Source organism: Ciceribacter sp. T2.26MG-112.2 (assembly GCF_900492205.1).
GTDB lineage: Bacteria > Pseudomonadota > Alphaproteobacteria > Rhizobiales > Rhizobiaceae > Allorhizobium > Allorhizobium naphthalenivorans_A.
In genome coordinates, this window is the sequence record NZ_UEYQ01000004.1 from 1 (window position 1) to 25,192 (window position 25,192).

Below are 25,192 nucleotides of genomic sequence, written 5' to 3' on the forward strand. Positions count from 1 at the left end.
CCTCCATACAGTCCAGACTTCAACCCCATCGAGAAGGCCTTCGCTAAGCTCAAGGCCGTCTTGCGCGCCAAAGCCGAGCGAACGGTCGAGGGCTTATGGAATACCATCGGCCAGATCGTCACGCTGTTCGAACCACAAGAATGCGCCAACTACTTCAAATCGTGCGGATATGATCCCGAGTAAAACGGACGTGCTCTAGTCACTCACTTAGGGTGTACTGGGCCTTTCACAATCCTAGCGAATGGAAATACTCGATAACATACTGAGGCGTCATGTCGGATTCTGGAACACCGGAAAGAATATAGTCAGTTAGACCTTCATCAAAGTCCGGTTTGGCGTGGTAAGTCCATCCGTCAACCAGTTTCGAGATACTGTCGCAGCGCTTCACCAAGGCGTGGCGATAGTCGACGAAACTCTTCACTTTTATGAATTCGTGGCATCCAGGCTGTAAGATTCGGGTATCGTCGTGCCAAATGCCAACTTTCACCGTCGAAATCGTCAGAAGCAAACACCGCCTCGCCTGACAAGGATGGGTGGATACAACATGCAGATGAAGGCGATCAGGATCTGCTTCAGAACCCGATGGAACCAGAAACGTACCATTTCTGCGAACTTCGTATGCCATCAGTCCCTAAGAGCGCTAACGAGCCTTCGATCTGTCATAATCCTATCTTGTAGTTCATTAACGTTCTGCTTACCAATGGCTTTCAGCAGGCGTTCATAGGGTATCGGTGAAGAAGACCCGTGCGGATCCTCCCATTCGGGGCAGTTTTTGTGCGTAAAATCAACCAGCTGCCATTGATCCATGTGGCCGAATTCGTTCCACGTGGTATCAAGAACCTTGAGTTCTGCTCTGCTTAATTCATCTAGCACGTCTATCTTAATAGACTTGTTCGCAATGCTGACGAGATGATTCTCTCTATCCGAGATAAACTCACTCCAGCCATTATCTTCGACGAATCCATTTATCTTGTTGAGCGTGATGGAGTTAACAGGTCCATTGTCCATAGAAACCAATTTGTCATTGAGCATGGATGAATCGAATTTTGCCAAGAACGCTCTTTCCGACAAATATATAAGCTTTACGAGTTTTAGGACGTTTATGGCTCCGCCTTCGCGGATGGCATAATACGCAGCGATCTGTGCAGCCTTTTTCGAGTTATACCAGTCAGCCATCAAGCTCGCCCCCGTGTTGAATTGCAGCCTAGCATGAAGGATTCGTGCGGGACAGAAAAAATCTCATTGTCAAGATACTAAATATAAAAATGGCAAAAATATCACATAAAACGCACTAGTTTCGCAAAACACGTCGCGATGTTATCTAAAGATATGAGTCAGCGCCCCTCCCGCCGGGCCATGAAGGCCAGGCGTTCGAACAGGTGCACGTCCTGCTCGTTCTTCAAAAGGGCGCCGTGCAGCTTGGGCAGGGCCTGTTTCGGGTCGGCGCGCAGGTCGGCCGGGTCGACGTCCTCGGCGACCAGAAGGCGGATCCAGTCGAGCGCTTCCGAGGTCGAGGGCTTTTTGCGCAGGCCCGGCGTCTCGCGGATCTCATAGAACTGGGTGAGTGCCGAGCGGATCAGCGCCTGCTTGATGCCGGGATAGTGGACCTCGACGATGCGGGTCAGCGTGTCGGCGTCGGGGAAGCGGATATAGTGGAAGAAGCAGCGGCGCAGGAACGCGTCGGGCAGTTCCTTCTCGTTGTTCGAGGTGATGATGACGATCGGGCGCACGGCGGCCTTCACCGTTTCGCCGGTCTCGTAGACATGGAATTCCATGCGGTCGAGTTCCTGCAACAGGTCGTTGGGAAACTCGATGTCGGCCTTGTCGATCTCGTCGATCAGCAGAACCGTCTTCTCGCCGGCGGCAAAGGCCTGCCAGAGCTTGCCCTTACGGATGTAGTTGCCGACGTCGTTGACCCGTGCGTCGCCGAGCTGGCTGTCGCGCAGGCGCGAGACCGCGTCATATTCGTAGAGGCCCTGCTGCGCCTTGGTGGTCGACTTGATGCTCCACTCGATCATGTCGAGGCCGAGCGCCGCCGCCACCTGGCGGGCGAGCTCGGTCTTGCCGGTGCCGGGCTCGCCCTTCACGAGCAGCGGCCGCTCGAGCGCGATGGCCGCGTTGACGGCGACCATCAGGTCCTTGTCGGCGATATAGTCGGCGGTACCGGTGAACTGCATGCTTGAAGTCTTCCTGGATGATCCTTGGCGGTGAACCTAGTGGCGCAATGGGTGCAGTGCAAGATGGCGGGGCGGCCGGCGGCGGTGGCGGCGCGGCAGATAAAGCTTGTAAAAATGCTGGGATCTGACAGGCTGAACGCAGCGACACATGCCGCCCGTTGGTGTTCCGACACTTGCCTGCGCGGGCAAGGAAGTCACATTCGGAACCGCGGCGGGCGCATTCCCGGCAGGTCCTGCCAAGCTCTCGGCATCCCCCGCCGCAATCGCTTCGAAGACGAAGTTTCTACGCCAGCCGACCGAAGATCACCCGTTCCCGATCGCGCGCCGCTACCAAGAGCGGTCCGCGATCCTTCACCGAAGGAAGACACCCATGGCCAAAGGTCAGGTACGTTCGAACCGCGAAGTCCGAAAACCCAAGAAGGACAAGACCAAGGCCGATGCGCCGAAGACGTCCGGCTTCACCAGCCAGCTGAAGAATGCCGAAACCGCCAAGGACGGCACCGCCAAGCGCTAAGGCGCCATCGGGCTCAGCGATACCACGGCTGAGCGTCGTGCCCGGCCTGATCGGCGTCCCGGCGCCCGGTCAGGCGGCGAGGGCCAAGCAATCGGCCTTTCCCTTCCCGGCCCATATGCGCTATGGGCACATCCATGACGGACACGACCTTCACCATCCTGCTTGGCGGGGCGCTCATCGCGACCGAACGGCTGAAAGCCGCGGTCGCGGGAAGCCGCGCGATTGCGGCCGACGGCGGCATGCGCCATGCGGCAGCACTCGGCCTTTCGCCGGAACTGTGGGTCGGCGATTTCGACAGCTCCGCCGATCTGCCGGTCGAAGATTTCCCCGGCGTGCCGCGCCTGCCCTATCCGGCGCAGAAGGCGGCGACCGACGGCGAGATCGCCGTCGAGGAGGCACTATCGCGCGGGGCCAGGCGGTTGGTGCTCGCCGGTGCGCTCGGCGGCGAGCGCTCGGACCATGCGCTGATGCATCTGCTGTCGGGCGTGGCGCTGGCCAAGGGCGGCATCGAGGTGATGATGTCCTCCGGTAGCGAAGAAGCCTTTCCGCTGCTTGGGCACGATTTTACTCTCGACCTGCCGAAGGGCTCGCTGTTTTCGGTCCTGGGCCTGTCGCCGCTGGCCGGGCTGACGATCGACAATGCCCGCTATCCGCTCACAGATTTCGCGCTGCCCTTCGGGTCGTCGCGCACCATTTCCAACGTCGCGGAAGGTCCCGTGCGGTTCTCGCTGAAAAGCGGCGATGCCGTCGTCCTTGCCCGCCCTTACGATTTTTCCGGAGCTTGACCTTGGCACCACCCATTCTCAAACTCGACGACATCGTGCTCTCCTTCGGCGGCGCACCGCTTTTGAACGGCGCCGGCCTGCAGGTCGAGCCGGGCGACCGCATCTGCCTGGTCGGCCGCAACGGCTCGGGCAAATCGACGCTGATGAAGATCGCCGCCGGCATGGTCGAGCCGCAGTCGGGCGAGGTGTTCCGCCATCCGGCAGCCACCATCCGCTATCTGGAGCAGGCGCCCGATTTCGGCGCCCACAAGACGGTGCAGGCCTATGCCGAGGCGGGGCTCGGACCGGGCGACGATCCGTATCGCGTCACCTATCTTCTCGAGCATCTGGGGCTTTCCGGCCAGGAAGACCCGGCAAGCCTTTCGGGTGGCGAGGCCAGGCGCGCGGCGCTGGCCCGCGTCATGGCGCCGGAACCCGACATCCTGATGCTCGACGAGCCGACCAACCATCTCGACCTGCCGACCATCGAATGGCTGGAAGGCGAACTCGCCAAGAGCCGCAGCGCGCTGGTGGTGATTTCGCACGACCGCCGCTTTCTCGAAAAGGTGTCGACCGCGACCGTCTGGCTCGACCGCGGCCTGTCGCGCCGGCTTAACCGCGGCTTCGGCCACTTCGAGGAATGGCGCGACAAGGTGCTGGAAGAGGAAGAGATCGAGCAGCACAAGCTCGGCAAGGAGATCCAGCGGGAGGAGCACTGGCTGCGCTACGGCGTGACCGCACGGCGCAAGCGCAACATGCGCCGCCTTGGCAACCTGCAGAGTCTCCGCGCCGAATATCGCGGCCACAAGGGACCGCAGGGCACGATCCAGGCCAATGTCACCGAAGGCCGCGAGAGCGGCAAGCTGGTCATCGAGGCGGAGAAGATCGCAAAAGCCTATGGCGAACGCACCATCGTCGCGCCCTTCTCGATCCGTGTGCATCGCGGCGACTGCATCGGCCTGATCGGCCCGAACGGGGCCGGCAAGACAACCTTGCTCAGAATGCTGACCGGCCAGCTTTCGCCCGACAGCGGCACGGTCAAGCTCGGCACCAATCTCGAGATCGCCGTGCTCGACCAGAAGCGCGAGGACCTCAATCTCGAGGACACGCTGGCGCACTACCTGACCGACGGGCGCGGCGACAACCTGCTCGTCAACGGCGAACAGAAGCATGTGACCGGCTACATGAAGGACTTCCTGTTCCAGCCGGAGCAGGCGCGCACCCCGATCAAGAACCTGTCGGGCGGCGAACGCGCCCGGCTGATGCTGGCCCGCATGATGGCCAAGCCGTCGAACCTCCTGATCCTCGACGAACCGACCAACGACCTCGACATCGAGACGCTCGACCTGTTGCAGGAGATCGTCGCCGGTTATTCCGGCACGGTCATCCTCGTCAGCCACGACCGCGACTTCCTCGACCGCACCGTAACCTCGACCATCGCGCCGGCCGATCCGGAGCATCCGGACGGCCGCTGGATCGAATATGCAGGCGGCTATTCCGACATGCTGGCGCAGAAGAAGGGCGCCGAGGACGAGCGCAGGCGTGCCGACAAGGCCGAGAAGGCGAAGTCGTCCGACGGCAGCACAAAGGCTGCCGATGGCGGGACCAAGCCCAAGGGCAAGCTTTCCTACAAGCAGAAGTTCGCGCTGGAGAACCTGCCGAAGGAGATGGAAAAGACGCAGAAGGACATCGCCGCACGCGAGGCGAAGATGGCCGATCCCAATTTCTTCGCCAAGGATCAGGCGACCTTCAACAAGCTCGCCGCCGAGACGGAAAAGCTGCGCGCCGACCTTATCCGCATGGAAGAGGAATGGCTGGAGCTGGAAATGCTGCGCGAGGAGCTGGAGGGGCAATAATCCCTCCGGGTGGGCCGCAGGGCTCAGTCCTTGGCCTTGTCGATCTCGTCCGGCGGCGCGCAATGCGTTCGTTCCAGATGCAGCAGGCTCGGGGTGAGGGCGTCGTAGAAGGCGCCGGAGCGGCCGATATAGATCAGGGTCGAGCCGGAGAGTTCGGCGAGCACGCCGGAGAGCTTGGTGACGGTATCCGGTTCGAGGCCTTCAAGAACATCGTTGAGCACGATCCAGCGCGGCTTGCGCAGGATGAGGCCGGCGAAGGCGAGCGCCATCTGTTCGTCCTTGTCGAGCAGACGGTCCCAGCGGGCGCGCTCATCGAGCTTGCCGGCAATGCGGGTGAGGCCGACGCGCTGAAGCGCCGCCACCATCGCCTCGTCGGTGAAGCCGGCGGAGGCGAGCGGATAGGCCAGAACGCTCCTGAGCTTGCCTTCGGGCAGGTATTCGAGCTGGGGCACGAACAGGATGTCCTCTTCCTGCGGTAGCAGGATGCGTCCGGAGCCATAGGGCCACAGGCCGGCGATGGCATTGAACAGCAGCTTTCGGTTGACGCCCTGGTCGCCGTTGATCATCACGTGATCGCCGGAGAGGATGGTGGGGTTCTCTTCCTTGATGCGGAAGCCGTCTAGCGTGCAATCGCCATCGACATGCGAGGCAATCGACACCGCTTCGAGCGTCAGGCGTCCGGGTTCGCCCCGCGAGACGACGATGCGGCCGTCGGCCGGGCCGTCGTCCATGTCGATCAGCGCGGCGCGCAGCGCCGAGACGCGCATCAAGGCCGCTTTCCAGTCGGCAATGGCGCCGAAATTGTCGACATACCAGCGCAGCGCCGAATGCACCTGGTTGAAGGCGGCCGCCGCCATCATCAGGCCGCCGAAGGTCATGGTGCCGGCGAAATAGGCCGGGGCGGCGATCAGGATCGGCACGAGGATGGCGAGCCAGCCGAAACCGGCGGTGACCCAGGTGAGATTGGTCAGCGCCTTGGCCAAGTGGCGGATGGAACCAAGCACCGCGTCGAGCTTGTCATGGATGTGGCGGCGCTCGGTCTCCTCGCCGCCGGCCAGCGCGATCGCCTCGAGGTTCTCGTTGGCGCGCATCAGCGAAAAGCGCAGTTCCGCCTCGTTCGAATAGCGCTCGGCATTCAGCCGGGTGAGTTTCCAGCCCACGACCTGGCTGAACAGCGAGGCGATGCCGGCATAGGCGACGGCGCCCCAGACCATGTAGCCGGGGATCGAGAAGCTGTAGTCCCTGAAGTGGAAGACGAAGCCGCTCGACAATTGCCAAAGCACGCCGATGAAGCTGACCAAGAGGATGGTGGCCTGGACCAGGCCGATCGACAACGACGTGGTCATCTCGGCCAGCTTGCGGGCATCCTCATGCAGGCGCTGGTCCGGATTGACGCCAAGCGGGCTGGTCATCATCAACCGGTAGGCCCGGCGGTCGGCCAGCCACTCGTCGACCACGTTGCGGGCCAGGCCCTCGCGCATGTAGAGCGCAGTCATCTGGTTGAGCCAGGTCTGGATGACGTTCAGGAGAAGCAGGACGCCGGCGATCTTGCCGAAATTGCCCAGCTCGACGATGAAGGCGTCAAGGTCGCGGCGCTCGAGCGAGTTGTAGAAAGGCGCGTTCCAGCGGTTGAGCAGGATCTGGCCGTAGGCGGTCAAAAGGATGACCCCCAGCAAGACGGCCGCGAGCAGCAGGATGCGGTTGCGCACCGGCGAGGCCCAGAAGGAGTCGCCGGCGATCGCCAGTTGTCGGCGGAAACTCAACTCCGCCGGCGCGCCGGCCTGCGCCTCGGGTGCCGGGGTATCGGATGCCGTATTGAACATGCAGTCTCTGTCTCGCCGTATCGGACATACCAGATATCATGACTGCCGCGCTTGTCCATGCGAGGCCGCTAAAATCCGGCGTTCTCCGGGCTCTCAGTCTGGCAGGAATGTATTGGCAAAGCGTTTGCGGCCCGATGACAGTCGCGCGGTCTCGATCGCCTGCCTCTCCATGTCCGCGGCTTGCAAGGCGAGCGCCTGCGCGTTATGTCTCTACCTGCTCTAACGGGGTGCCTTCGGTCCGCAAACGGACCTGAGGCTGAGAGGCTTTGATGCCAACCCGCGGAACCTGATCCGGCTAACACCGGCGGAGGGATTAGACGCGTGTCACTAGAAGACGCCCTATCCCGAATTTTCAACATGCCAAGGAGGGGCACTTCATGTCGACCCATCGACACCACCATCTTCACCGCGGTCTTGCCGCACTGTTTGCACTTTCGCTTTCCGCCAGTGTGGCCGATGCCGCAGACAAGACGCTGACCATCTACACCTATGAGAGTTTTGTTTCCGAATGGGGTCCCGGCCCCAAGGTCAAGGAAGCCTTTGAGAAGACCTGCGACTGCACGGTCGATTTCGTCGGCGTCGCCGACGGCGTGGCGCTTCTCACCCGGCTGAAGCTGGAGGGCGAGAGCACCAAGGCCGATCTCGTGCTCGGCCTCGACACCAATCTGGTGGCGGAAGCCAAGCAGACCGGACAGTTCCAGCCGCACGGCATCGACGTCTCGGCGGTCAAGGTTCCCGGCGGTTTTTCCGACGACGTCTTCGTGCCCTATGACTATGGCCATTTCGCCGTGGTCTATGACACCGAGGCGATGAAGACGCCGCCGAAAAGCCTGAAGGAGCTTGTCGAGGGTGATGCGAAGGACAAGATCGTCATCCAGGATCCGCGCACCTCGACGCCGGGGCTCGGCCTGCTGCTGTGGGTCAAGTCTGTCTATGGCGAGGAGGCGGACGAAGCCTGGGCGAAGCTCAAGGGCCGCGTGCTGACTGTTACGCCGGGCTGGTCCGAAGCCTATGGCCTGTTCACCAAGGGCGAGGCACCGATGGTGCTCTCCTACACCACCTCGCCGGCCTATCACATGGTCGCGGAAGAGACCGAGCGCTACCAGGCGGCCGCCTTCGAGGAAGGCCACTATATCCAGATCGAGGTCGCCGGCATCCTGAAGACGGCGCCGCAGAAGGAACTGGCGCGCCAGTTCATGGCCTTCATGGTCAGCCCCGGTTTCCAGGACACGATCCCCACCTACAACTGGATGATGCCGGCGGCGGCCACGTCCGAGCCGCTGCCGGACGCCTTCAGCAAGCTGGTCGCGCCGGAGAAGACCTTCCTGATGAGCCCGGACGAGGTGGCGAAGAACCGCAAGGCCTGGATCGACGAATGGCTCGCCGCCATGACCCTCAACTGAGCATGGCTTTGTCGCGGCGATCCCGGAGGAACGACAGGCTGCCGGCAATTGCCGGCGGCCTTTTCGTCTTCGGCCTGATCGCCTTCTTCATCGGCACCGCGATCGTCTCGCTGCTTTCGGTCGGCGGCGAGACGTCCGGCCTGTCGATTGCCGGCGATCCGGTGGTACGCCGGGTCTTGTGGTTCACGCTCGAGCAGGCCTTGCTGTCGACCCTGCTCTCGGTCGTGGCGGCCGTCCCGGTGGCCCGCGCGCTGGCTCGCCAGCCGCAATTTTTCGGCCGCAAGTGGCTGATCCGCCTGATGGCGGTGCCCATGGGCCTGCCAGTCTTGATCGGCGCGCTCGGGATCATCGGCATCTGGGGGCGTCAGGGTCTGGTGAATGACGCACTGGCCGGGCTCGGCGTCTCCGAGCGGTTCAGCATATACGGGCTTTCGGGCATCCTGCTCGCCCATGTGTTCTTCAACATGCCGCTTGCCGCGCGACTGATGCTGGCGGGTCTGGAGCGGATCCCCGCCGAATACTGGCGCACCAGCGCCAGCCTCGGCATGGGAGGCTTCTCGGTCTTCCGCTTCATCGAATGGCCGGTGCTCTGGCGCATCATTCCGGGGATGGCCGGGCTGATCTTCATGCTTTGCGCCACCAGTTTCACCCTGGTCCTTGTGCTTGGGGGCGGGCCGGCGGCGACGACGATCGAGGTGGCGATCTACCAGGCACTGCGGCTCGATTTCGAGCCGGCCCGCGCCGTGTCCCTTGCCTTCCTGCAAATCGTCGTGACGGCGGCAATCCTCGGGGCGATGGCGCTGTTTCCGGCGCCCGACGATCCCGGCGCGACGCTGGGCGGTGCGACACGGCGGTTCGACGCACGGGCGCTGTCCGCCCGGATCGGCGACGGGGTCTTGATTGTCGCCGCGGCGCTCTTTCTCGGCTTGCCGCTCGGGCAGGTGCTCGTCGCCGGCCTGGGGTCCGATCTCGGCCGGCTCCTGTCGGACGGGGCGGTGCTGGACGCCGCGGCAACCAGTCTTGCCATCGGTCTTTCCGCCGCGATCGTTTCGGTGGTGGTCGGCATCGCGGTGATCCGCGCCCAAGCGGCGCTCGGCGCCGGGCACCGCCCACTGCCGCTTGCCGGCCTGATCTCGGCCGGACTGGCTGCCGTGTCCTCGCTCGTACTCCTGGTGCCGACCGCCGTGCTCGGCACAGGCTGGTTCCTGGTGCTCAGAGCCCAGGGCGATGTCGCGCGCTTTGCCCCGGCGGTGGTCGTCTGCATCAATGCGCTGATGGCGCTGCCCTTTGCCATGCGGGTCCTTTCCCCCGCTTTCGAGGAGCATCGCCGGCGCACAGCCCGGCTGGCCGACAGCCTCGGCATTATCGGTCTGGCGCGGTTTCGCCTGATCGACTGGCCGGTGCTGCGCCGGCCGATCCTGACCGCGCTGTCCTTTGCCATGGCGCTGTCGCTCGGCGATCTCGGCGCGGTGGCGCTGTTCGGTTCGGAGAATCTTGTCACCCTGCCCTGGCTGATCTACAGCCGGATGGGCGCCTATCGCAGCCAGGACGCGGACGGGCTGGCGCTCATTCTCGGTCTGGTCTGCCTGCTGCTGGCGCTTGCGGGGACGCCCGGGCTTTCGAAAAAGGAGAGCCGCGATGCCGGCTGAAAGACAGGGCGCCGTCGTTCTCGACAATGTCTCGCTCCGGCTCGGCTCGGCCGATTTCCATTTCGATTGCGCCATCGCGCAAGGGGCGATCACGGCGATTGCCGGGCCATCGGGCTCGGGCAAATCGACGCTGCTCAACCTGATCGCCGGCTTCGAGCAGCCGGACAGTGGCCGCGTGCTGATCGCGGGCGAGGAGGTGAGCCGGCTTTCACCGGCCGACCGGCCCGTCTCGCTGGTGTTCCAGGACAATAATCTCTTTGCCCATCTCGACCTCTTCACCAATATCGGGCTCGGCATCGATCCGGCGCTGAGGCTGAAGCCGGCGGACCGACAGGCCGTGTCGCGAGCGCTTTCGCGCGTCGGGCTCGGCGGCTTCGAGAAACGGCTGCCGGCGACGCTTTCGGGTGGCGAACGGCAACGGGCGGCCTTTGCCCGCGCCCTGGTGCGGCGCAAGCCGGTCATGCTGCTCGACGAGCCCTTTGCCGCGCTCGATCCCGGTTTGCGCACCGCCATGGCCGATCTGCTTCTCGAACTGCACCGCGAGACGGGCCATACGATCGTCATTGTCAGCCATGATCCGCAGGAGGTGGAGCGGCTGGCGAGCGACGTGCTGTTCCTCGAGGGCGGGCGTATTGTCCTTGCTGCGCCAAAGGCGACGTTCTTCGCCACGAAGGGCCCTGCCTCGCTCGCCGAATTCCTCGGCCATCGTTAGGGCCAATTCGCCGCCGGCCCCGAGCCATGCCTTATTTTGGACGTGCAGCAATGGCATGTCGCATGCGCGGTTCCGGTCGGCCAGTTTATCCTTTCAGTGCTTCCAATTCAGCTTCCCCCTTTTTCCTCATGCAATTTTATCCATATCTAACGAATGATGTTAAAAGGGCCACACTGAAGCGAGGTCTCGTCGTCCGGAACGATTTCCGGTTGCGCGGAAGTGTCGAGCATTTCAAAAGGGGGTTCGGAAGCGGGTTGGTGTCGGTGCAGGATGTACGTCATGGGCGGTAAGGACCAATTGCCGGTCGATCGGATGCGACTGCGCCGCCGTTCCGGCGCCGCGCGCGGGGTCGTCGCGATGCTTGCCGCGTCGCTGGCGCTCAGTTCGTGCCAGACGCTGTTCGAGCAGGCCTATGTGCCGACCGTCGGCCCTTCCGACAATCCGCAGATCGTCGACGAGGTGCAGAAGGACGATCCGCGTGCGCAAATGGGTGCACGCGAACATCCGCGCATCGTGGCGAGCTATGGCGGCGAATATCACGACGACAGGACCGAGAAGCTGGTCGCGCGGATCACCGGCGCGCTGACGGCCGTGTCGGAGAACCCGAACCAGTCCTATCGCATCACCATTCTCAATTCCCCGGCGATCAATGCCTTCGCCCTGCCCGGCGGCTATCTCTACGTGACGCGCGGCCTTCTGGCGCTCGCCAACGACGCATCGGAAGTGGCGGCGGTGCTCAGCCACGAGATGGCCCACGTGACCGCAAATCACGGCATCGAGCGGCAGCGCCGCGAGGAGGCCGAAGTGATTGCCAGCCGGGTCGTCGCCGAAGTGCTGTCGAGCGATCTCGCGGGCAAGCAGGCGCTGGCGCGCGGCAAGCTCCGGCTCGCGGCCTTTTCCCGCCAGCAGGAGCTGCAGGCCGACGTGATCGGTGTGCGCACGCTCGGCGAAGCCCGCTACGACCCCTATGCAGCGGCCCGTTTCCTCGATTCGATGGCGCGCTACAGCCATTTCACCTCGGTCGATCCCGACGCCGACCAGAGCCTCGACTTCCTGTCGAGCCATCCGAACGCGCCACAGCGCGTCGAACTGGCGCGCCGCCACGCACGGGCCTTCGGACAGGAAGGCACGTACGGCGAATCGGGACGGGAATACTATCTCAGGGGCATTGACGGGCTGCTCTACGGCGACAGTCCGCAGGAGGGCTATGTCCGCGGCCAGACCTTCCTGCATGGCAGCCTCGGCATCCGCTTCGAGGTTCCCGATGGCTTCCAGATCGACAACAAGGTGGAGGCGGTACTTGCCACCGGACCCGGCGACGTGGCGATCCGTTTCGACGGCGTGGCCGATGCCGAGCGTCGCAGCCTGGCGAATTACATCTCCAGCGGCTGGGTGACGGGGCTTTTGCCGGAAACGATCCGCGAGATCACCGTCAACGGGCTGGAGGCGGCCACGGCGCGCGCCTCGGCCGAGCGCTGGGATTTCGACATCACCGTCATCCGCATCGGGCCGCAGATCTTCCGTTTCCTGACGGCGGTGCCCAAGGGCAGCGCGGTGCTGGAGCCGACCGCGGAAAAACTGCGGGCGAGCTTCAGGCGCATCACGCCGCAGGAGGCGGCCACGCTGAAACCGCTGCGCGTGCGTGTCGTCACCGTGGGGCCAGGCGATACGATCGCCACGCTTTCGGCCCGCATGATGGGGACGGATCGCAAGCTTGAGCTTTTCCGGCTGATCAATGCGCTCGGGCCGACATCGACAGTGTCTCCGGGCGCCAAGGTCAAGATCATTTCGGAATGAGAAAAGGGCCGGAATGAACCGGCCCTTCAGGCTGCTGAGCGGTTAAAGGCCTCAGAAGGCCATTTCGCGGACCTGCTCCGCCTTCGGGCCGTAATGGGTGAGCGCGGTCTTCAGTTTTTCCAGGGCCCGGGTCTCGATCTGGCGCACGCGTTCCTTCGAGATGCCGAGTTCGGCGCCCAGTTCTTCCAGCGTGGCGCCGTCCTCGCTCAGGCGGCGGGCCTTGATGATGCGGTTTTCCCGGTCGTTGAGTTCGGTCATGGCGTTGTTCAGCCAGCCGCGCCAGCGTTCTCCGTCGATGATGCCGCTCACCTGCTCATCCGGCGGCAGGTCATCGCTTTCCAGCATTTCCAGCTGTTCGCTGCCATCGCCGTCGCGGCCCTTGATCGGCGCCTGCAGCGAGGCGTCATTGCCCGAGAGACGGGCATCCATGGACTGGACGTCGGCAAGGCTGACGCCGAGCGCCGAGGCGATCTCCTGGTGGATGGCCTGGTCGCTCAGCCGATTGTCCCCCTGGGCGAGCTTGGCGCGCAGGCGGCGCAGGTTGAAGAACAGCGCCTTCTGCGACGAGCTCGTGCCGCCGCGCACGATCGACCAGTTGCGCAGGATGTAATCCTGCATGGAGGCGCGGATCCACCAGCCGGCATAGGTGGAGAAACGCACCTCGCGGGCCGGTTCGAAACGGGCGGCCGCTTCCAAGAGGCCGATATAGCCTTCCTGGATCAGGTCGTTGAGCGGCAGGCCGAAGCCGCGGAACTTCGAGGCCATGGCGATCACCAGGCGCATGTGTGCATGGGCGATGCGGTTGCGCGCATCCTGATCGTTGTCGTCCTTCCAGCGAATGGCGAGATCCAGTTCCTCCTGGCGCTCGAGATAGGGCTGAGCCATCGCAAATCGAATGATGTGTCTGTCGGCGGACATGGCTTTCATCGGTTTCTCCATCGGCGGTACGATCAGGATGGGTGTTGTCCCGGCACTCATGCATGAACGGGCAAGAGCCATTCGGGTTCCATCGCGCGTAGGACGAAGTTTCCCAAAGGCAAGGGTTCCGAATGCGGCACGTTCAAAAGGTATTACGGGGAAGATGGGCATCCGGTTCGACACGCGCATGGCAAATGCCGGCGTGCCGCCGTCTTCTCACGCAGTTGTGATGAAGCGTTGCGCTCTCTGGCCGACGGAAGCGGTGTGGTTCAGAGAGTGGGGGAGCGATGCAAGGGCGCCAGCCGTGGGACCGGCCAGCCCTTGGCGTCGGGCATGAAGACCAGACGATAGCGGGCAAAGAGATTGGCCAGCAGGAGCGTGAACCAGGCGCCGAAGGACAGCCCGGCAATGACGTCGCTCGGATAATGCGCACCGACCATGACGCGGCTGAAACCCATCCACAATGCCAAAAGCATGAAGGCAAGCCGGAAGCGTGGCAGAAGCAGGATCAGCACCATGAAGATGGCGCCCACCGTGGTCGCATGACCGGAGGGAAAGCTCTCGAATTTCGAACCGCTGAAGGCGGAGAAGCCGAACGCCCCCCAGTCCTCGAACTGGCCGGGGCGGGCACGACCGATGATCCGCTTCAGGATGTTGGCGGAGAGGCCGGAGAGCGCGACCGCCAGGAAGACATAGGCTCCGATCTGGGCTGAATAGAGCGCGCGGAAACGCTGTTTCAGGTTGGGCGACAGGCGAAAGGAGGCAAGGCCGGTGAGGAACAGCATGGCCGAGGCGATGAGAATCCAGCCCGAACTGCCGAATTCGGTGATCATCCTGCCGAGCGAGCGGGTGAAGATGTCCCGGTGCCGGAAGGCGCCGATGGCCTCGTCGAGGATGAGGAAGGACAGGATGACCAGGTTGGCGGATACGACGGCGAAGATCTGCCAGTAATGCGGCGCCGGCGGGTGCCGGTTGAGGTCACGACGCGTCTTCAGCCATGTCCTGATCTTGTCGATGCCGCTCACGTATCGCCTTCCGCTTCATGCCTGCCTGCCGGGCGGGGGGAAGACCTTCAAGACTTCCCTGAACGACCGGCAGCCGCGGCAAGATGATTGCCGCGGCTTTCAAATGCAAGAGCCTGTCAGGCCGACAGCGCCTTGAACTCGGCGAGGATGGCATCGCCCATTTCGGTGGTGCCGACCTTGGTTGCGCCTTCGCTCATGATGTCGGCGGTGCGGATGCCCTTGTCGAGCACGGCGGCGATCGCCTTTTCGAGGTTGTCGGCTTCCTTGACCATGTTGAAGGAGTAACGCAGGCACATGGCGAAGGAGGCGATCATGGCGATCGGGTTGGCGATGCCCTTGCCGGCAATGTCCGGGGCCGAGCCGTGGACAGGCTCGTAGAGCGCCTTGCGCTTGCCGGTCTTGGCATCCGGTGCGCCGAGCGAGGCAGACGGCAGCATGCCGAGCGAGCCGGTCAGCATGGCGGCGACGTCGGACAGCATGTCGCCGAAGAGGTTGTCGGTGACGATGACGTCGAACTGCTTCGGCGCGCGCACCAGCTGCATGCCGCCGGCATCGGCCAGCATGTGCTCGAGCTGGACGTCGGGATACTTGGCTTTGTGGGTCTCGGTGACAACCTGGTTCCACAAGACGCCCGACTTCATGACGTTGCGCTTTTCCATCGAACAGACGCGGTTCTTGCGGGTGCGCGCCAGCTCGAAGGCGACCGAGGCGATGCGCTCGATCTCGTAGGTGTCATAGACCTGGGTGTCGATCGCCCGCTTCTGGCCGTTGCCGAGATCGGTGATGGTCTTCGGCTCGCCGAAATAGACGCCGCCGGTCAGTTCGCGCACGATCAGGATGTCGAGGCCTTCGACCAGCTCGGGCTTCAACGACGAGGCATTGGCGAGCGCCGGATAGCAGATGGCCGGGCGCAGGTTGGCGAACAGTTCGAGGTCCTTGCGCAGGCGCAGCAGGCCGGCTTCGGGGCGAACTTCATAAGGTACCTCGTCCCACTTGGGGCCGCCGACGGCGCCGAACAGCACGGCATCGGCGTTCATCGCCTTTGCCATATCCTCTTCCGAGATTGCCGCGCCGTGGGCGTCGTAGGCGCAGCCGCCGACCAGGCCTTCGTCGGTTTCGAAGCCTGCACCCTGCTCGGCGTTCATGTAGGCGATGATCTTGCGGACCTCGCCCATGGCTTCGGGGCCGATGCCGTCGCCGGGCAGAAGGAAGAGATTGCGCTGTGTCATGAAAAGCCTCCCTGGCTTTGGAAAAGAGTTGCCGCCTTCTATCGGGCAAAAACCCGCATTTCAAGGACACTCAGCGGCAGAACGGTACGGTGGGAGGCGGCCGTCGCGGGTGATCGCGGCGCGAAGACGGGCAAGCCGTCGTCGCGCGCAGTCAAGGTTCGATCAGGCCCAGGGATGGGTCTGGGCGTTGGTCTTTTCGAAGGCGGCGATGCTTGCGGCCTTTTCCAGCGTCAGGCCGATGTCGTCGAGGCCGTTCAGCAGGCAGTGGCGCTTGAAGGCGTCGATGTCGAACTTGATGCGGCCGCCGTCCGGACCGGTGATTTCCTGCGATTCAAGGTCGACCGACAGAACGGCGTTGGAGCCGCGGTTGGCGTCGTCCATCAGCTTGTCCAGGTCTTCCGGGCTGACCACGATCGGCAGGATGCCGTTCTTGAAGCAGTTGTTGTAGAAGATGTCGGCGAAAGAGGTGGAAATCACGCAGCGGATGCCGAAGTCGAGAAGCGCCCAGGGGGCATGTTCGCGCGAGGAGCCGCAGCCGAAATTGTCGCCGGCAACGAGGATCTGGGCATTGCGATAGGCCGGCTTGTTGAGGACGAAATCCGGGTTTTCCGAACCGTCTTCCTTGTAGCGTGCCTCGGCGAACAGACCCTGGCCGAGACCTGTGCGCTTGATGGTCTTCAGATAGTCCTTCGGGATGATCATGTCGGTGTCGACGTTGACGACCGGAAGGGGTGCTGCGACGCCGGTGAGCTTTGTGAACTTTTCCATCAGACCCTGCCTTCGGAATGCAATTGGCGAATTCCAGCAGCCATTAGAGGAAAATCGCGCGGATTTGAAGGCCTATATTGGCCAAACGAGTACGCCCGGACGCCGAAGCGTCAGTTTTTCCGGGCCTCCCGTCGGTTCGATTCAAAGATCGATGATCGTGCCGCGGCCGTCGTTCCACACGCGAATCTCGCGGGCCTGGCCTTGAGTCTTCGCCCTTGCATAGACCGGAGCCTTCTTCGGCCGCAAGGTCAGCATGCGGGCGGCAAGGGTCAGCGTCAGCACGGCCCCGGCGATCAGCGTCAGCGAGACGGTGAAGACCGCGGCGATGGCGAGCACGACGATGCCGGCGGCGGCAATGGCGAGGGAACGGAAATTCTGCATGATGGATATCCTTTCTCGTCTGCCAAGGTGGTCCTTCTCCCCTCGAAATGCAAGGGATTTCCGGCAAATGTCGCCTTGCACGGCGGGCGAAAGATTGGCAGAACTGATGGCCATGAAGCCGATCAATTCCCATCATCCGGCGCGGCTGCGCCGCTCGGTCCTCAGCGTTCCGGCGATCAATGTGCGGGCGCTCGAAAAGACGCACGGCCTTGCCTGCGATGCCGTCATCTTCGATCTCGAGGATTCCGTAGCGCCGGAGAGAAAGGCCGAAGCGCGGGACAATCTCAGGCGTTTCTTTGCCGAGACGCCGCTTCAGGGCCGTGAGGCGATCATCCGGGTGAACGGGCTCGAGACGGAATTCTTCGCCGACGACATGGCGGCCGTCATCGCCTGCCGGCCGGATGCGGTGCTCTTGCCCAAGGTGGACGCGCCGGACGATATCCAGCATGTTGCCGATCTTCTGGCCGAGTCGGATGCGACGGAAAGTCTCAGGATCTGGGCGATGATCGAGACGCCACGCGGGGTGTTGAACGCCGCGGCAATCGCCGGCTCGGGGCGGACCGCCGGCGGCCTGCTCGATTGCTTCGTCGCCGGACTGAACGATCTGCGCAAGGAAACCGGCGTGGCGCCCGAGCCGGGGCGGACCTATGTCGTGCCGTTCCTGATGCAGGTGATCCTTGCGGCGCGCGCCTACGGGCTCGACGCGATCGACAGCGTGTCGAACGAATTCAAGGCGCTGGACGCCTACGAGGCGGAATGCGCACAAGGGCACGCCATGGGTTTCGACGGCAAGATGTTGATCCATCCGGCGCAGATCGACGGCGCCAACCGGCATTTCGGCTTCTCGGCGGAGGCGCTCGCCGAGGCAAAGGCGATCGTTTCAGCCTTTGCCGATCCAGCCGTCGCCAGCCTCAACGTCATCAATCTTGACGGCCGCATGGTCGAGCGGCTGCATCTGGAACAGGCCGAGCGGCTGCTCGCCAAGGCTCAGGTCATCGAGGAAAGAGAAAGAGGGATATCGTGAAGCTCTATCGTTTCATCACCGGCCCGGACGACGCGGCCTTTTGCCATCGCGTGACGGCGGCCCTCAATGACGGATGGGAGCTCGCCGGCTCGCCGGCCCTCACCTTCAACGCCCAGGCAGGCGTGGTGACCTGCGGCCAGGCCGTCACCAAGACCATCGAAGGCCGGGACTACGACCCCTCGAAGAAGCTCACCGAACAATAAGCGGCCAGGCCGCCGGCTCGGGGTTCACTCTCCGGCATAGATGTTTTTCCGCAAGGCGCCATTGTTCTTGAAGGATGATTGCGGCCATGGTCGGAGCCGGGCGGCCTGCCGAATATGGGTCGGCGCCCATGCCCCCCACGCATCGCAGGAGAATGCCCGTGCTTACCATCCGTCGTCTCGACATTTCCGATGCCCGCCTGCTGATTGCCGGCGCGGCCGACAAGGCCCGCGAGATCGGCGTGCCGATGTGCATCGCCATCACCGACGAGAGCGGCCAGCTCGTCGCCTTCGAGCGCATGGACGGCGGCAAGGTGACCAGCACGACGATCGCCATCGACAAGGCGTTCACCGCGGCTGCGGCGAAGAAGGCGACCCATGAATATGGCGCGGCCAGCCAGCCGGGCAGCCCGGCCTTCGGCATTCATTCGGCGATCGGTGGTCGGCTGATGGTGGTGGGCGGCGGTCTGCCGGTTGTCATCGACGGCGAGGTGGTCGGCGGAATCGGTATCAGTTCGGGCACGCCGGCCCAGGATCTCAGCTGCGCGGAAGCCGGCATCGCCCACTTCCTCGCGACGCGGGGCTAATCCTTCAACGAGGCCGACATGCCGTCGGATTCCGCGGCGGCATCTTCGGCGCTTTCCTCGATGCGTTCCATGTCGTCGTCGGACAGGCCGAAATGATGGCCGATCTCATGGATCAGCACATGGGTGATGATGTCGCCCAGGGTTTCCTCGTTCTCGGCCCAGTAGTCGAGGATCGGCCGGCGATAGAGGGTGATGCGGTTCGGCATCTCGCCGGTTTCCATGGTGAAGCGCTCGGAAATGCCGCGGCCCTCGAACAGGCCGAGCAGGTCGAACGGCGTTTCGAGCGCCATGTCCTCGAACACTTCGTCGGTGGGAAAATCGGAAATCTCGATGATCAGATTGCCGGTCAGCGCGCGGAATTCCTCCGGCAGATGACCATAGGCCTCAATGGCCAGCGACTCGAAGGTGCTGATCGTCGGGGCATGGCGTTCGCGCCAATCTTCGGTCTGGTCGATACGGGCCATCGGTACTCCTTGACTTCGCTTCCATATAGGACCTTTGCCCCGGCTTTTCGAGTGGGAATCCTGTCAAGGAATAAATTCACACTGAATCCGGTTGACTCTTCTGGCAAGCTCTGGAATCTCTAGGAACATATAGAGAACATTCCGACAGGAGAGACGTCATGGGCGCGACCGCTCTGGCGCAGGAGAGGCTTTTTGCCTTGCGCGAAGCCATAGCCAGAATCGAGGGCAAGCCGCTTTCCGGCGGGCTCGAACCTGTGTCGGAACCATGCGCCGGGCGATCTCATGGCGGCCCACCTGTTCGGGGGAGGGAGGCGACGGGCCTCGAAAACCTTCTGCCGGAGGGTTTTCCCAAAGGAGCGATGATCGAGGCCCGCGGGGCACAATTTCGCGATGCGGGTGCCGTCAGCGGCTTCGGGCTGGGGCTTTGCCTGTCGGCTCGGCCTGCCCGGCCAAATCAGCGGATATTGTGGATCGGCGACCGTTTCGTCGGGCGCGAAACCGGCTTGCCCTATGCGCCGGGGCTTGTCGATTACGGCCTGCGGCCAGGCGAACTTCTCCATGCCGTGCCGCGCCGCCTGGAGGACGCGCTGTGGCTTGCCGACGCGGCGCTCGCGTGCCGGGCTTTTTCGGCGGTGATGCTCGAGGTTGCCGGCAATCCGCGCGGCTTCGGGCTGACGGAGAACCGGCGCCTCAGCCTGAAGGCCAAGAGCACCGGCGGTTTTCTGCTGCTTGTCCGCCAAGGCGGGGAAGAGGAGGCGAGCAGCGCTTCCCTTCGCCTGCTTGTCGAACCCGCGCCGGCGGCAGCGCGGCTTCTCCCTGATGGATCGATGCTTGGCGGCAGCATCGGCCATTCCGTCTTTCGCCTCGTTCCGGAAAAGAGCCGGCTCGGGGCTCACCCTGAACTGATCCTGGAGTGGAACCGCCATGACCGCCAATTTTACCCCGCAACTTCCGTTCACGCCGGCGCAAGGCCCGTTTTCCGGCCGGCGCATCCTGGCGCTCTGGCTGCCGCGTCTGGCGACCGACCGGCTGGCGCGCCGGCGCTGGGGGCTGTCGTGGCGTTCGACCGGGCGTCCTGACCATCCGCCGGTCGTCTGCGCCGGCCGTGTCGCCAATGCCATGCGTCTGACCGCGCTTGACGAAGAGGCCGAGGCGATCGGCTTGCAGGCCGGCCAGGCGCTGGCGGAGGCGCGGGCCATTTGTCCCACGCTCGAGGTTGCCGAGGAGGATCCGCAGGCCGACCGGCGCTTTCTCGAGGCGATCGCCGACTGGTGCGACCGCTATACCCCCCTAGTGGCGCTCGATGGCGCAGACGGGCTGATGCTCGACATTACCGGTTGTGCGCATCTGTTCGGCGGCGAGGCGGCCCTGGTCGACGATCTGCTGGCGCGGCTTTGCCAATTGGGGCTCGAGGCCAGGGGTGCGATCTCTTCGACGCCGGGTCTTTCCTGGGCGGCCGCCCGCTTTTGCCGGGATCGCGTCGTGGCCGACGGCGAGATGATCGCAGTGCTGTCGCCCCTGCCGCTCGGCGCGCTGAGGATCGATGCCGGCGTGACGGCGGCGCTGGCCCGGGTCGGGCTGAAGCAGGTGGGCGATCTCCTGGCGGCGCCGCGCGGCCCCCTGACGCGGCGCTTCGGCCCGGATCTGCTGGTCCGGCTCGACCAGGCGCTGGGGCGGGAGGGGGAGGCGATCGTGCCGCGCCGGCCGGTTGCCCTGCTCTGCGTCGAACGGCGGCTTGCCGAGCCGATTCGCGACGAGGAGGTCATCCTCGATCTGACCGGCCGGCTAGCGGCCGGATTGAAATCCGGCCTGGAGGCGCGCGGCGAAGGGGGCCGCCTGTTCGAACTGCTGCTCTTTCGGGTGGACGGGCGGGTCTTTCGCATCGCGATTGGGGCGGCCTCTCCGCTTCGCGACGGCGATCGCATCAAGGCCCTTTTTGCCGAACGGCTTTCCGTGCTGCACGACGATCTCGATGCCGGTTTCGGATTCGAGATCGTTCGGCTCAACGTCTTGCGCAGCGAGGCGCTCGCCGAGAGCCAGGGCAGGTTCGGCACGGTGGCGGAAAAAGGCGACGCGGCGCTCGACTTCGTCGACCGGGTGACGGCGCGGTTCGGCGAGGGCTGCCTCGTGCTGCCCGTCGCCCAGCCGAGCCATTGGCCGGAGCGGGCCTCGAGCCTTGCCCCGCTTGCCGCGGCAAGCGCCTTGCACGCCGATAAGCAGCCAGGCCCACCGGTGCGCAGCGAACGGCCGATCCGGCTTTTCGCCCATCCCGAGCCGGTCGAGGTCACCGCCGAAGTGCCCGACGGCCCGCCCGCCAGTTTCCGCTGGCGTCGCGCCCAGCATCGGGTCGTGCGCGCCGAGGGGCCCGAGCGACTGGCACCGGAATGGTGGATCGACGGGGAAGAGGCATTGCCGCGCGACTATTTTCGCATCGAGGTCAGCGCCGGCCATCGTTTCTGGCTTTTCCGCCAGGGGCTCTACGAACGCGGCGCCGACCGGCCGAGCTGGTTCATGCAGGGCATTTTCGCATGAGCGCGCCGGCCTTCTTCGAAATCGGCTGCCGCAGCAATTTCTCCTTCCTGGAGGGGGCCTCGCATCCGGAGGAAATGGTGGCGACCGCCGCCCGGATCGGCTTGTCCGGCCTGGGGCTTGCCGATCGCAATACGGTGGCCGGGGTGGTGCGCCTGCATGCGGCGGCGAAGATCAAGGGTGTGGCCTTTCGTCCCGGCGCACGGCTGGTCTTTGCCGACGGGACGCCGGAACTCGCCGCCTACCCGATCAACCGGCGTGGCTGGGGCCATCTCTGCCGCATGCTGAGCGCCGGCAATCTGCGTTCGCAAAAGGGTGTCTGCACGCTCTATGAAAGCGATCTCGTCGAATGGGCGGCGGATCTGCTGGTCGTAGCGATGGTGCCCTGCTTTGCCACCGAGGCGGAGGTCGAAGACTATCGCACCCGGCTTGCGCGGCTGGTGGCCCCTTTCCGCGACAGGCTCTACCTTGCGCTGGTTCCGCGTTATGACGGCCTCGACCGCCTCGCTTTCCGCCGGATCGCGGAGATGGGGGGCGCGCTTTCGCTGCCGCTGATCGCCAGCAATGATCCATTCTATCATGAGCCGGAGCGCAAGCCGCTCGCCGACGTGGTCACAGCCATTCGCGAACATGTGACGGTGGCCGATGCCGGTTTCCGGCTGCATGCCCATGCCGAACGGCACCTGAAGGAGCCCCTGGAAATGGCCCGGCTTTTTCGTGCCTATCCGCAAGCGGTCGCGACGACGGCCGAGTTCTTCGGCCGACTTGATTTTTCCCTCGACGAACTCAGCCATCAATATCCCGAGGAAGCGGTGGGCGGCGAGCCGGCGGAGTCGGCGCTGCGCCGGCTGACCTATGCGGGAGCGGCCCGGCGGTTCCCCGACGGTATTCCGCAAAAGGTCGGCGACCTCCTCGAATACGAGCTGAACCTGATCGGCGAAAAACGCTACGCACCTTATTTCCTCACCGTCCATCGCATCATCGGCTTTGCCCGCTCCAAAGATATTCTCTGCCAGGGGCGAGGATCGGCCGCCAATTCCGCCGTCTGCTATTGCCTCGGGATTACCGAGGTCAATCCGGAAAAGACCACGTTGCTGTTCGATCGCTTCATCTCGACCGAACGCGACGAGCCGCCGGATATCGACGTCGACTTCGAGCATCAGCGGCGCGAAGAGGTGATCCGCTTCATCTACGAGACCTATGGACGCGAGCATGCGGGGCTGACGGCGGCGGTCATAAACTATCGGGCGCGCTCGGCGGGGCGCGAGACGGCCAAGGTCTTCGGCCTGTCGGAGGATGTGCAAACCGCGCTGTCCGGGTCGATCTGGGGCTGGTCGACGGCCGATCTGTCGGCGCGCGAAGCCAAGGCCGCGGGTCTCGATCTGGCCGATCCGACGACCCGGCGCGTGCTCGACTATGCCTCGAGCCTGATGGGCTTTCCGCGCCATCTGTCGCAGCATGTCGGCGGCTTCGTCATCACCCGCGACCGGCTGGACGAGGTCGTGCCGATCATGAACACGGCGGACGGTCGCTACATGGTCGAGTGGAACAAGGACGATCTCGATACGCTGAAGATCCTGAAGATCGATGTCCTGGCGCTCGGCATGCTCACCTGCCTTGCCAAGGCGATCAAGCTGCTCGCCAGCCATTACGACAAGCCGATGACGCTTGCCAGCTTCTTCGAGGACCCGCGCGAAGATGTCTATGACATGATTTGCCGGGCCGATACGCTCGGCGTCTTCCAGATCGAAAGCCGGGCGCAGATGAGCATGCTGCCGCGGCTGCAGCCCCGGGTCTTCTACGACCTGGTGATCGAGGTGGCGATCGTCCGGCCGGGGCCGATCCAGGGCAATATGGTGCATCCCTACCTGAAGAACCGCAAGCTGGTGCAGGAGGGGCGGGCAATTAGCTATCCGAAGCCCGAGCTCGAGGCCGTCCTGAAGCGGACGCTCGGGGTGCCGCTGTTCCAGGAGCAGGCGATGCAGATTGCCATTACCGCCGCCGGCTTCTCGCCGGCCGAGGCCGACCGGTTACGCCGGGCCATGGCGACGTTCCGCCGGACGGGACAGGTCGCCAATTTCCGCCAGCGCTTCATCGACGGCATGCTCAAGCGGGACTATGCGCTGGAATTCGCCGAGCATTGTTTCAGCCAGATCGAGGGGTTCGGCGAATATGGCTTTCCGGAAAGCCACGCGGCCTCCTTCGCGCTGCTGGTCTATGCCTCTGCCTGGGTCAAGACCTTCTATCCCGACGTCTTTTGCGCGGCGCTGCTCAATTCCCAGCCGATGGGTTTTTATGCGCCGGCCCAGCTGGTGCGCGATGCGCGAGAGCACGGTGTCGAGGTGCGGCCGGTCGACGTCAACGCCTCTTCCTGGGACAGCGAACTGGAGGCGGAGGGCTTCGACGTCCGGCGGGTCGCGCCGCGGCATGCGTCGATGCGCAGGGTGATCCTCAGCACCAGGGCGGTGCGGCTCGGTTTCCGCCAGGTCAAGGGCCTGTCCGAGGCCGAGATGAACCTGCTCGTGGCGCGGCGCGGCAGCGGCTATACCTCTGTCCGGGATCTCTGGATGCGGACAGGTTTGTCACGGGCGGCGATCGAGCGGCTGGCGGATGCCGATGCCTTCGCCTCGCTGGGTCTCAGCCGTCGCGAGGCGCTCTGGGCGGCGCAGGCGCTCGACCATCGGGCCGCCGTCGAGCATCTGCCGTTGTTTTCCGAGGCCGGCGGGCGGGAGATCCAGGCGGAGGCCGAGATTACGCTGCCGCCGATGCCGGCGGGCGAGGAGGTCATAAGCGATTATCGCATGCTGTCGCTCTCCTTGAAGGCCCATCCGCTTTCCTTCCTGCGCGGGGACCTCGCCCGGGCCGGCGTTCTTGCCTCCTCGGCGCTGGAGGAGACGGCCAATGGACGGCGCGTCGAGGTGGCGGGCCTCGTGCTGGTGCGCCAGCGGCCGGGCTCGGCCAAGGGGGTGATCTTCATGACCATCGAGGACGAGACCGGAGTCGCCAATATCATCGTCTGGCCGAAGACCTTCGAGCAATACCGCGCCATCGTCATGGGCGCCCGTCTGGTGAAGATCCGCGGGCGGCTGCAGAAGGCGGACGGGGTGATCCACGTGGTTGCCGAGCATCTCGTCGATGCCAGCGAACGGCTCGGCCTCTTGCGCGAGGAGCTCAAGGATTTCGGCGGTCTTGCCCATGCCGACGAGGTGCGGCGTCCCGTCAACGAGCAGCGGCATGAGACCAAGTCGACCGGGTCCCTGGCGCGGCTGATCCGTGACGTGCCCGAGCTTGCCGGCGATGTCCGCCAAGTCATGCCGAAGGGGCGGAATTTTCATTGAAACGAGGAGCCGTTCCGTCCCGGTTTTCGGCTCG

At 64.1% G+C, this 25,192-nt stretch carries 23 protein-coding genes, 1 pseudogene and 1 riboswitch; of the genes and pseudogenes, 14 read left to right on the top strand and 10 right to left on the bottom strand.

Annotation, left to right across the window (positions count from 1 at the left end):
* A pseudogene (locus DYZ14_RS07970) lies at positions 1-183 on the top strand (IS630 family transposase); the annotation flags it as partial.
* A 43-nt stretch (positions 184-226) separates the two neighbouring features.
* On the opposite strand, the gene DYZ14_RS07975 reads toward DYZ14_RS07970, so the two are convergent.
* The 3 genes from DYZ14_RS07975 to DYZ14_RS07985 all read right to left on the bottom strand — a co-directional run bounded on the left by DYZ14_RS07975 (position 227) and on the right by DYZ14_RS07985 (position 2,177).
* On the bottom strand, positions 227-625 hold the full coding sequence (locus tag DYZ14_RS07975) for a hypothetical protein (RefSeq protein WP_154720183.1): 399 nt from the start codon (positions 623-625) through the stop codon (positions 227-229).
* Complete coding sequence (locus DYZ14_RS07980) at positions 625-1,176, bottom strand: Panacea domain-containing protein (RefSeq protein ID WP_154720184.1); 552 nt, start codon at positions 1,174-1,176, stop codon at positions 625-627. The genes DYZ14_RS07975 and DYZ14_RS07980 overlap by 1 nt, the downstream gene beginning before the upstream one ends.
* 158 nt (positions 1,177-1,334) lie before the next feature.
* On the bottom strand, positions 1,335-2,177 hold the full coding sequence (locus DYZ14_RS07985; RefSeq protein WP_154720185.1) for an AAA family ATPase: 843 nt from the start codon (positions 2,175-2,177) through the stop codon (positions 1,335-1,337).
* A gap of 370 nt (positions 2,178-2,547) precedes the next feature.
* Between DYZ14_RS07985 and DYZ14_RS24115 the strand changes: the two genes are divergently transcribed.
* The 3 genes from DYZ14_RS24115 (at position 2,548) to DYZ14_RS07995 (ending at position 5,311) form a co-directional block, all read left to right on the top strand.
* Complete coding sequence (locus DYZ14_RS24115; RefSeq protein ID WP_195949872.1) at positions 2,548-2,691, top strand: hypothetical protein; 144 nt, start codon at positions 2,548-2,550, stop codon at positions 2,689-2,691.
* Between the two features lie 134 nt (positions 2,692-2,825).
* Complete coding sequence (locus DYZ14_RS07990) at positions 2,826-3,476, top strand: thiamine diphosphokinase (protein ID WP_154720186.1); 651 nt, start codon at positions 2,826-2,828, stop codon at positions 3,474-3,476.
* Positions 3,477-3,478: 2 nt separating this feature from the next.
* Positions 3,479-5,311, top strand: a complete 1,833-nt coding sequence (locus DYZ14_RS07995) for an ABC-F family ATP-binding cassette domain-containing protein (RefSeq protein ID WP_154720187.1) — start codon at positions 3,479-3,481, stop codon at positions 5,309-5,311.
* Between the two features lie 23 nt (positions 5,312-5,334).
* Here DYZ14_RS07995 and DYZ14_RS08000 read toward each other — a convergent pair whose 3' ends face one another.
* Complete coding sequence (locus DYZ14_RS08000; protein WP_154720188.1) at positions 5,335-7,134, bottom strand: ABC transporter ATP-binding protein/permease; 1,800 nt, start codon at positions 7,132-7,134, stop codon at positions 5,335-5,337.
* Positions 7,135-7,347: 213 nt separating this feature from the next.
* Positions 7,348-7,464, top strand: a riboswitch (TPP riboswitch).
* Positions 7,465-7,511: 47 nt separating this feature from the next.
* Here DYZ14_RS08000 and thiB point away from each other — a divergent pair.
* The 4 genes from thiB to DYZ14_RS08020 all read left to right on the top strand — a co-directional run bounded on the left by thiB (position 7,512) and on the right by DYZ14_RS08020 (position 12,695).
* Complete coding sequence (gene thiB, locus DYZ14_RS08005; protein ID WP_154720189.1) at positions 7,512-8,537, top strand: thiamine ABC transporter substrate binding subunit; 1,026 nt, start codon at positions 7,512-7,514, stop codon at positions 8,535-8,537.
* Between the two features lie 2 nt (positions 8,538-8,539).
* Positions 8,540-10,186 (top strand): thiamine/thiamine pyrophosphate ABC transporter permease, encoded by a 1,647-nt coding sequence (gene thiP / locus DYZ14_RS08010; RefSeq protein WP_154720459.1) that lies wholly within the window; start codon positions 8,540-8,542, stop codon positions 10,184-10,186.
* Positions 10,176-10,898: a thiamine ABC transporter ATP-binding protein gene (locus DYZ14_RS08015; protein WP_154720190.1), complete on the top strand. Its 723-nt coding sequence runs from the start codon at positions 10,176-10,178 to the stop codon at positions 10,896-10,898. The genes thiP and DYZ14_RS08015 overlap by 11 nt, the downstream gene beginning before the upstream one ends.
* A gap of 312 nt (positions 10,899-11,210) precedes the next feature.
* A complete protein-coding gene (locus DYZ14_RS08020) occupies positions 11,211-12,695 on the top strand; it encodes a M48 family metalloprotease (RefSeq protein WP_154720460.1) in 1,485 nt (494 codons plus the stop codon).
* A gap of 51 nt (positions 12,696-12,746) precedes the next feature.
* Here the strand turns inward: DYZ14_RS08020 and DYZ14_RS08025 are convergent, their stop codons facing one another.
* From DYZ14_RS08025 to DYZ14_RS08045, 5 genes are all read right to left on the bottom strand, one after another.
* Complete coding sequence (locus tag DYZ14_RS08025) at positions 12,747-13,622, bottom strand: RNA polymerase factor sigma-32 (protein WP_154720191.1); 876 nt, start codon at positions 13,620-13,622, stop codon at positions 12,747-12,749.
* A 260-nt stretch (positions 13,623-13,882) separates the two neighbouring features.
* Entirely contained in the window at positions 13,883-14,638 is a 756-nt protein-coding gene (locus tag DYZ14_RS08030) for a phosphatase PAP2 family protein (protein WP_232365468.1), read from the bottom strand.
* A gap of 116 nt (positions 14,639-14,754) precedes the next feature.
* Positions 14,755-15,867 (bottom strand): 3-isopropylmalate dehydrogenase, encoded by a 1,113-nt coding sequence (leuB, locus tag DYZ14_RS08035; RefSeq protein ID WP_154720192.1) that lies wholly within the window; start codon positions 15,865-15,867, stop codon positions 14,755-14,757.
* Positions 15,868-16,029: 162 nt separating this feature from the next.
* Positions 16,030-16,635: a 3-isopropylmalate dehydratase small subunit gene (leuD, locus tag DYZ14_RS08040; protein WP_115672123.1), complete on the bottom strand. Its 606-nt coding sequence runs from the start codon at positions 16,633-16,635 to the stop codon at positions 16,030-16,032.
* A gap of 141 nt (positions 16,636-16,776) precedes the next feature.
* On the bottom strand, positions 16,777-17,016 hold the full coding sequence (locus DYZ14_RS08045; RefSeq protein ID WP_115672122.1) for a hypothetical protein: 240 nt from the start codon (positions 17,014-17,016) through the stop codon (positions 16,777-16,779).
* 112 nt (positions 17,017-17,128) lie between these two features.
* Here DYZ14_RS08045 and DYZ14_RS08050 point away from each other — a divergent pair, with 112 nt between their 5' ends.
* The 3 genes from DYZ14_RS08050 to DYZ14_RS08060 all read left to right on the top strand — a co-directional run bounded on the left by DYZ14_RS08050 (position 17,129) and on the right by DYZ14_RS08060 (position 18,827).
* Positions 17,129-18,040: an HpcH/HpaI aldolase/citrate lyase family protein gene (locus DYZ14_RS08050; RefSeq protein ID WP_154720462.1), complete on the top strand. Its 912-nt coding sequence runs from the start codon at positions 17,129-17,131 to the stop codon at positions 18,038-18,040.
* On the top strand, positions 18,037-18,243 hold the full coding sequence (locus DYZ14_RS08055) for a DUF1737 domain-containing protein (protein ID WP_154720193.1): 207 nt from the start codon (positions 18,037-18,039) through the stop codon (positions 18,241-18,243). Before DYZ14_RS08050 ends, DYZ14_RS08055 begins: the two co-directional genes overlap by 4 nt.
* A gap of 158 nt (positions 18,244-18,401) precedes the next feature.
* Positions 18,402-18,827 (top strand): GlcG/HbpS family heme-binding protein, encoded by a 426-nt coding sequence (locus DYZ14_RS08060; protein ID WP_154720194.1) that lies wholly within the window; start codon positions 18,402-18,404, stop codon positions 18,825-18,827.
* Here DYZ14_RS08060 and DYZ14_RS08065 read toward each other — a convergent pair.
* Positions 18,824-19,291 (bottom strand): metallopeptidase family protein, encoded by a 468-nt coding sequence (locus DYZ14_RS08065; RefSeq protein ID WP_115672120.1) that lies wholly within the window; start codon positions 19,289-19,291, stop codon positions 18,824-18,826. The two genes, DYZ14_RS08060 and DYZ14_RS08065, sit on opposite strands and share 4 nt — an antisense overlap.
* Positions 19,292-19,449: 158 nt before the next feature.
* Here DYZ14_RS08065 and DYZ14_RS24340 point away from each other — a divergent pair, with 158 nt between their 5' ends.
* Genes DYZ14_RS24340 through DYZ14_RS08075 form a run of 3 tightly spaced genes read left to right on the top strand, consistent with a single transcriptional unit; the run spans position 19,450 to position 25,158 of the window.
* A complete protein-coding gene (locus DYZ14_RS24340) occupies positions 19,450-20,370 on the top strand; it encodes a hypothetical protein (RefSeq protein WP_232365469.1) in 921 nt (306 codons plus the stop codon).
* Between the two features lie 40 nt (positions 20,371-20,410).
* A complete protein-coding gene (locus DYZ14_RS08070) occupies positions 20,411-21,823 on the top strand; it encodes a Y-family DNA polymerase (protein ID WP_232365487.1) in 1,413 nt (470 codons plus the stop codon).
* Positions 21,820-25,158, top strand: a complete 3,339-nt coding sequence (locus DYZ14_RS08075) for an error-prone DNA polymerase (protein ID WP_154720196.1) — start codon at positions 21,820-21,822, stop codon at positions 25,156-25,158. The genes DYZ14_RS08070 and DYZ14_RS08075 overlap by 4 nt, the downstream gene beginning before the upstream one ends.
* Positions 25,159-25,192: the final 34 nt, after the last annotated feature.

What these genes read in the sequence shown, in the direction of transcription:
- DYZ14_RS07975 (WP_154720183.1), bottom strand. Translation starts at nt 625, where the DNA reads ATGGCATACGAAGTTCGCAGAAATGGTACGTTTCTGGTTCCATCGGGT.
- DYZ14_RS07980 (WP_154720184.1), bottom strand. Translation starts at nt 1,176, where the DNA reads ATGGCTGACTGGTATAACTCGAAAAAGGCTGCACAGATCGCTGCGTAT.
- DYZ14_RS07985 (WP_154720185.1), bottom strand. Translation starts at nt 2,177, where the DNA reads ATGCAGTTCACCGGTACCGCCGACTATATCGCCGACAAGGACCTGATG.
- DYZ14_RS24115 (WP_195949872.1), top strand. Translation starts at nt 2,548, where the DNA reads ATGGCCAAAGGTCAGGTACGTTCGAACCGCGAAGTCCGAAAACCCAAG.
- DYZ14_RS07990 (WP_154720186.1), top strand. Translation starts at nt 2,826, where the DNA reads ATGACGGACACGACCTTCACCATCCTGCTTGGCGGGGCGCTCATCGCG.
- DYZ14_RS08000 (WP_154720188.1), bottom strand. Translation starts at nt 7,134, where the DNA reads ATGTTCAATACGGCATCCGATACCCCGGCACCCGAGGCGCAGGCCGGC.
- thiB (WP_154720189.1), top strand. Translation starts at nt 7,512, where the DNA reads ATGTCGACCCATCGACACCACCATCTTCACCGCGGTCTTGCCGCACTG.
- thiP (WP_154720459.1), top strand. Translation starts at nt 8,540, where the DNA reads ATGGCTTTGTCGCGGCGATCCCGGAGGAACGACAGGCTGCCGGCAATT.
- DYZ14_RS08015 (WP_154720190.1), top strand. Translation starts at nt 10,176, where the DNA reads ATGCCGGCTGAAAGACAGGGCGCCGTCGTTCTCGACAATGTCTCGCTC.
- DYZ14_RS08020 (WP_154720460.1), top strand. Translation starts at nt 11,211, where the DNA reads ATGCGACTGCGCCGCCGTTCCGGCGCCGCGCGCGGGGTCGTCGCGATG.
- DYZ14_RS08025 (WP_154720191.1), bottom strand. Translation starts at nt 13,622, where the DNA reads ATGAAAGCCATGTCCGCCGACAGACACATCATTCGATTTGCGATGGCT.
- leuB (WP_154720192.1), bottom strand. Translation starts at nt 15,867, where the DNA reads ATGACACAGCGCAATCTCTTCCTTCTGCCCGGCGACGGCATCGGCCCC.
- leuD (WP_115672123.1), bottom strand. Translation starts at nt 16,635, where the DNA reads ATGGAAAAGTTCACAAAGCTCACCGGCGTCGCAGCACCCCTTCCGGTC.
- DYZ14_RS08045 (WP_115672122.1), bottom strand. Translation starts at nt 17,016, where the DNA reads ATGCAGAATTTCCGTTCCCTCGCCATTGCCGCCGCCGGCATCGTCGTG.
- DYZ14_RS08050 (WP_154720462.1), top strand. Translation starts at nt 17,129, where the DNA reads ATGAAGCCGATCAATTCCCATCATCCGGCGCGGCTGCGCCGCTCGGTC.
- DYZ14_RS08065 (WP_115672120.1), bottom strand. Translation starts at nt 19,291, where the DNA reads ATGGCCCGTATCGACCAGACCGAAGATTGGCGCGAACGCCATGCCCCG.
- DYZ14_RS24340 (WP_232365469.1), top strand. Translation starts at nt 19,450, where the DNA reads ATGGGCGCGACCGCTCTGGCGCAGGAGAGGCTTTTTGCCTTGCGCGAA.
- DYZ14_RS08070 (WP_232365487.1), top strand. Translation starts at nt 20,411, where the DNA reads ATGCGTCTGACCGCGCTTGACGAAGAGGCCGAGGCGATCGGCTTGCAG.
- DYZ14_RS08075 (WP_154720196.1), top strand. Translation starts at nt 21,820, where the DNA reads ATGAGCGCGCCGGCCTTCTTCGAAATCGGCTGCCGCAGCAATTTCTCC.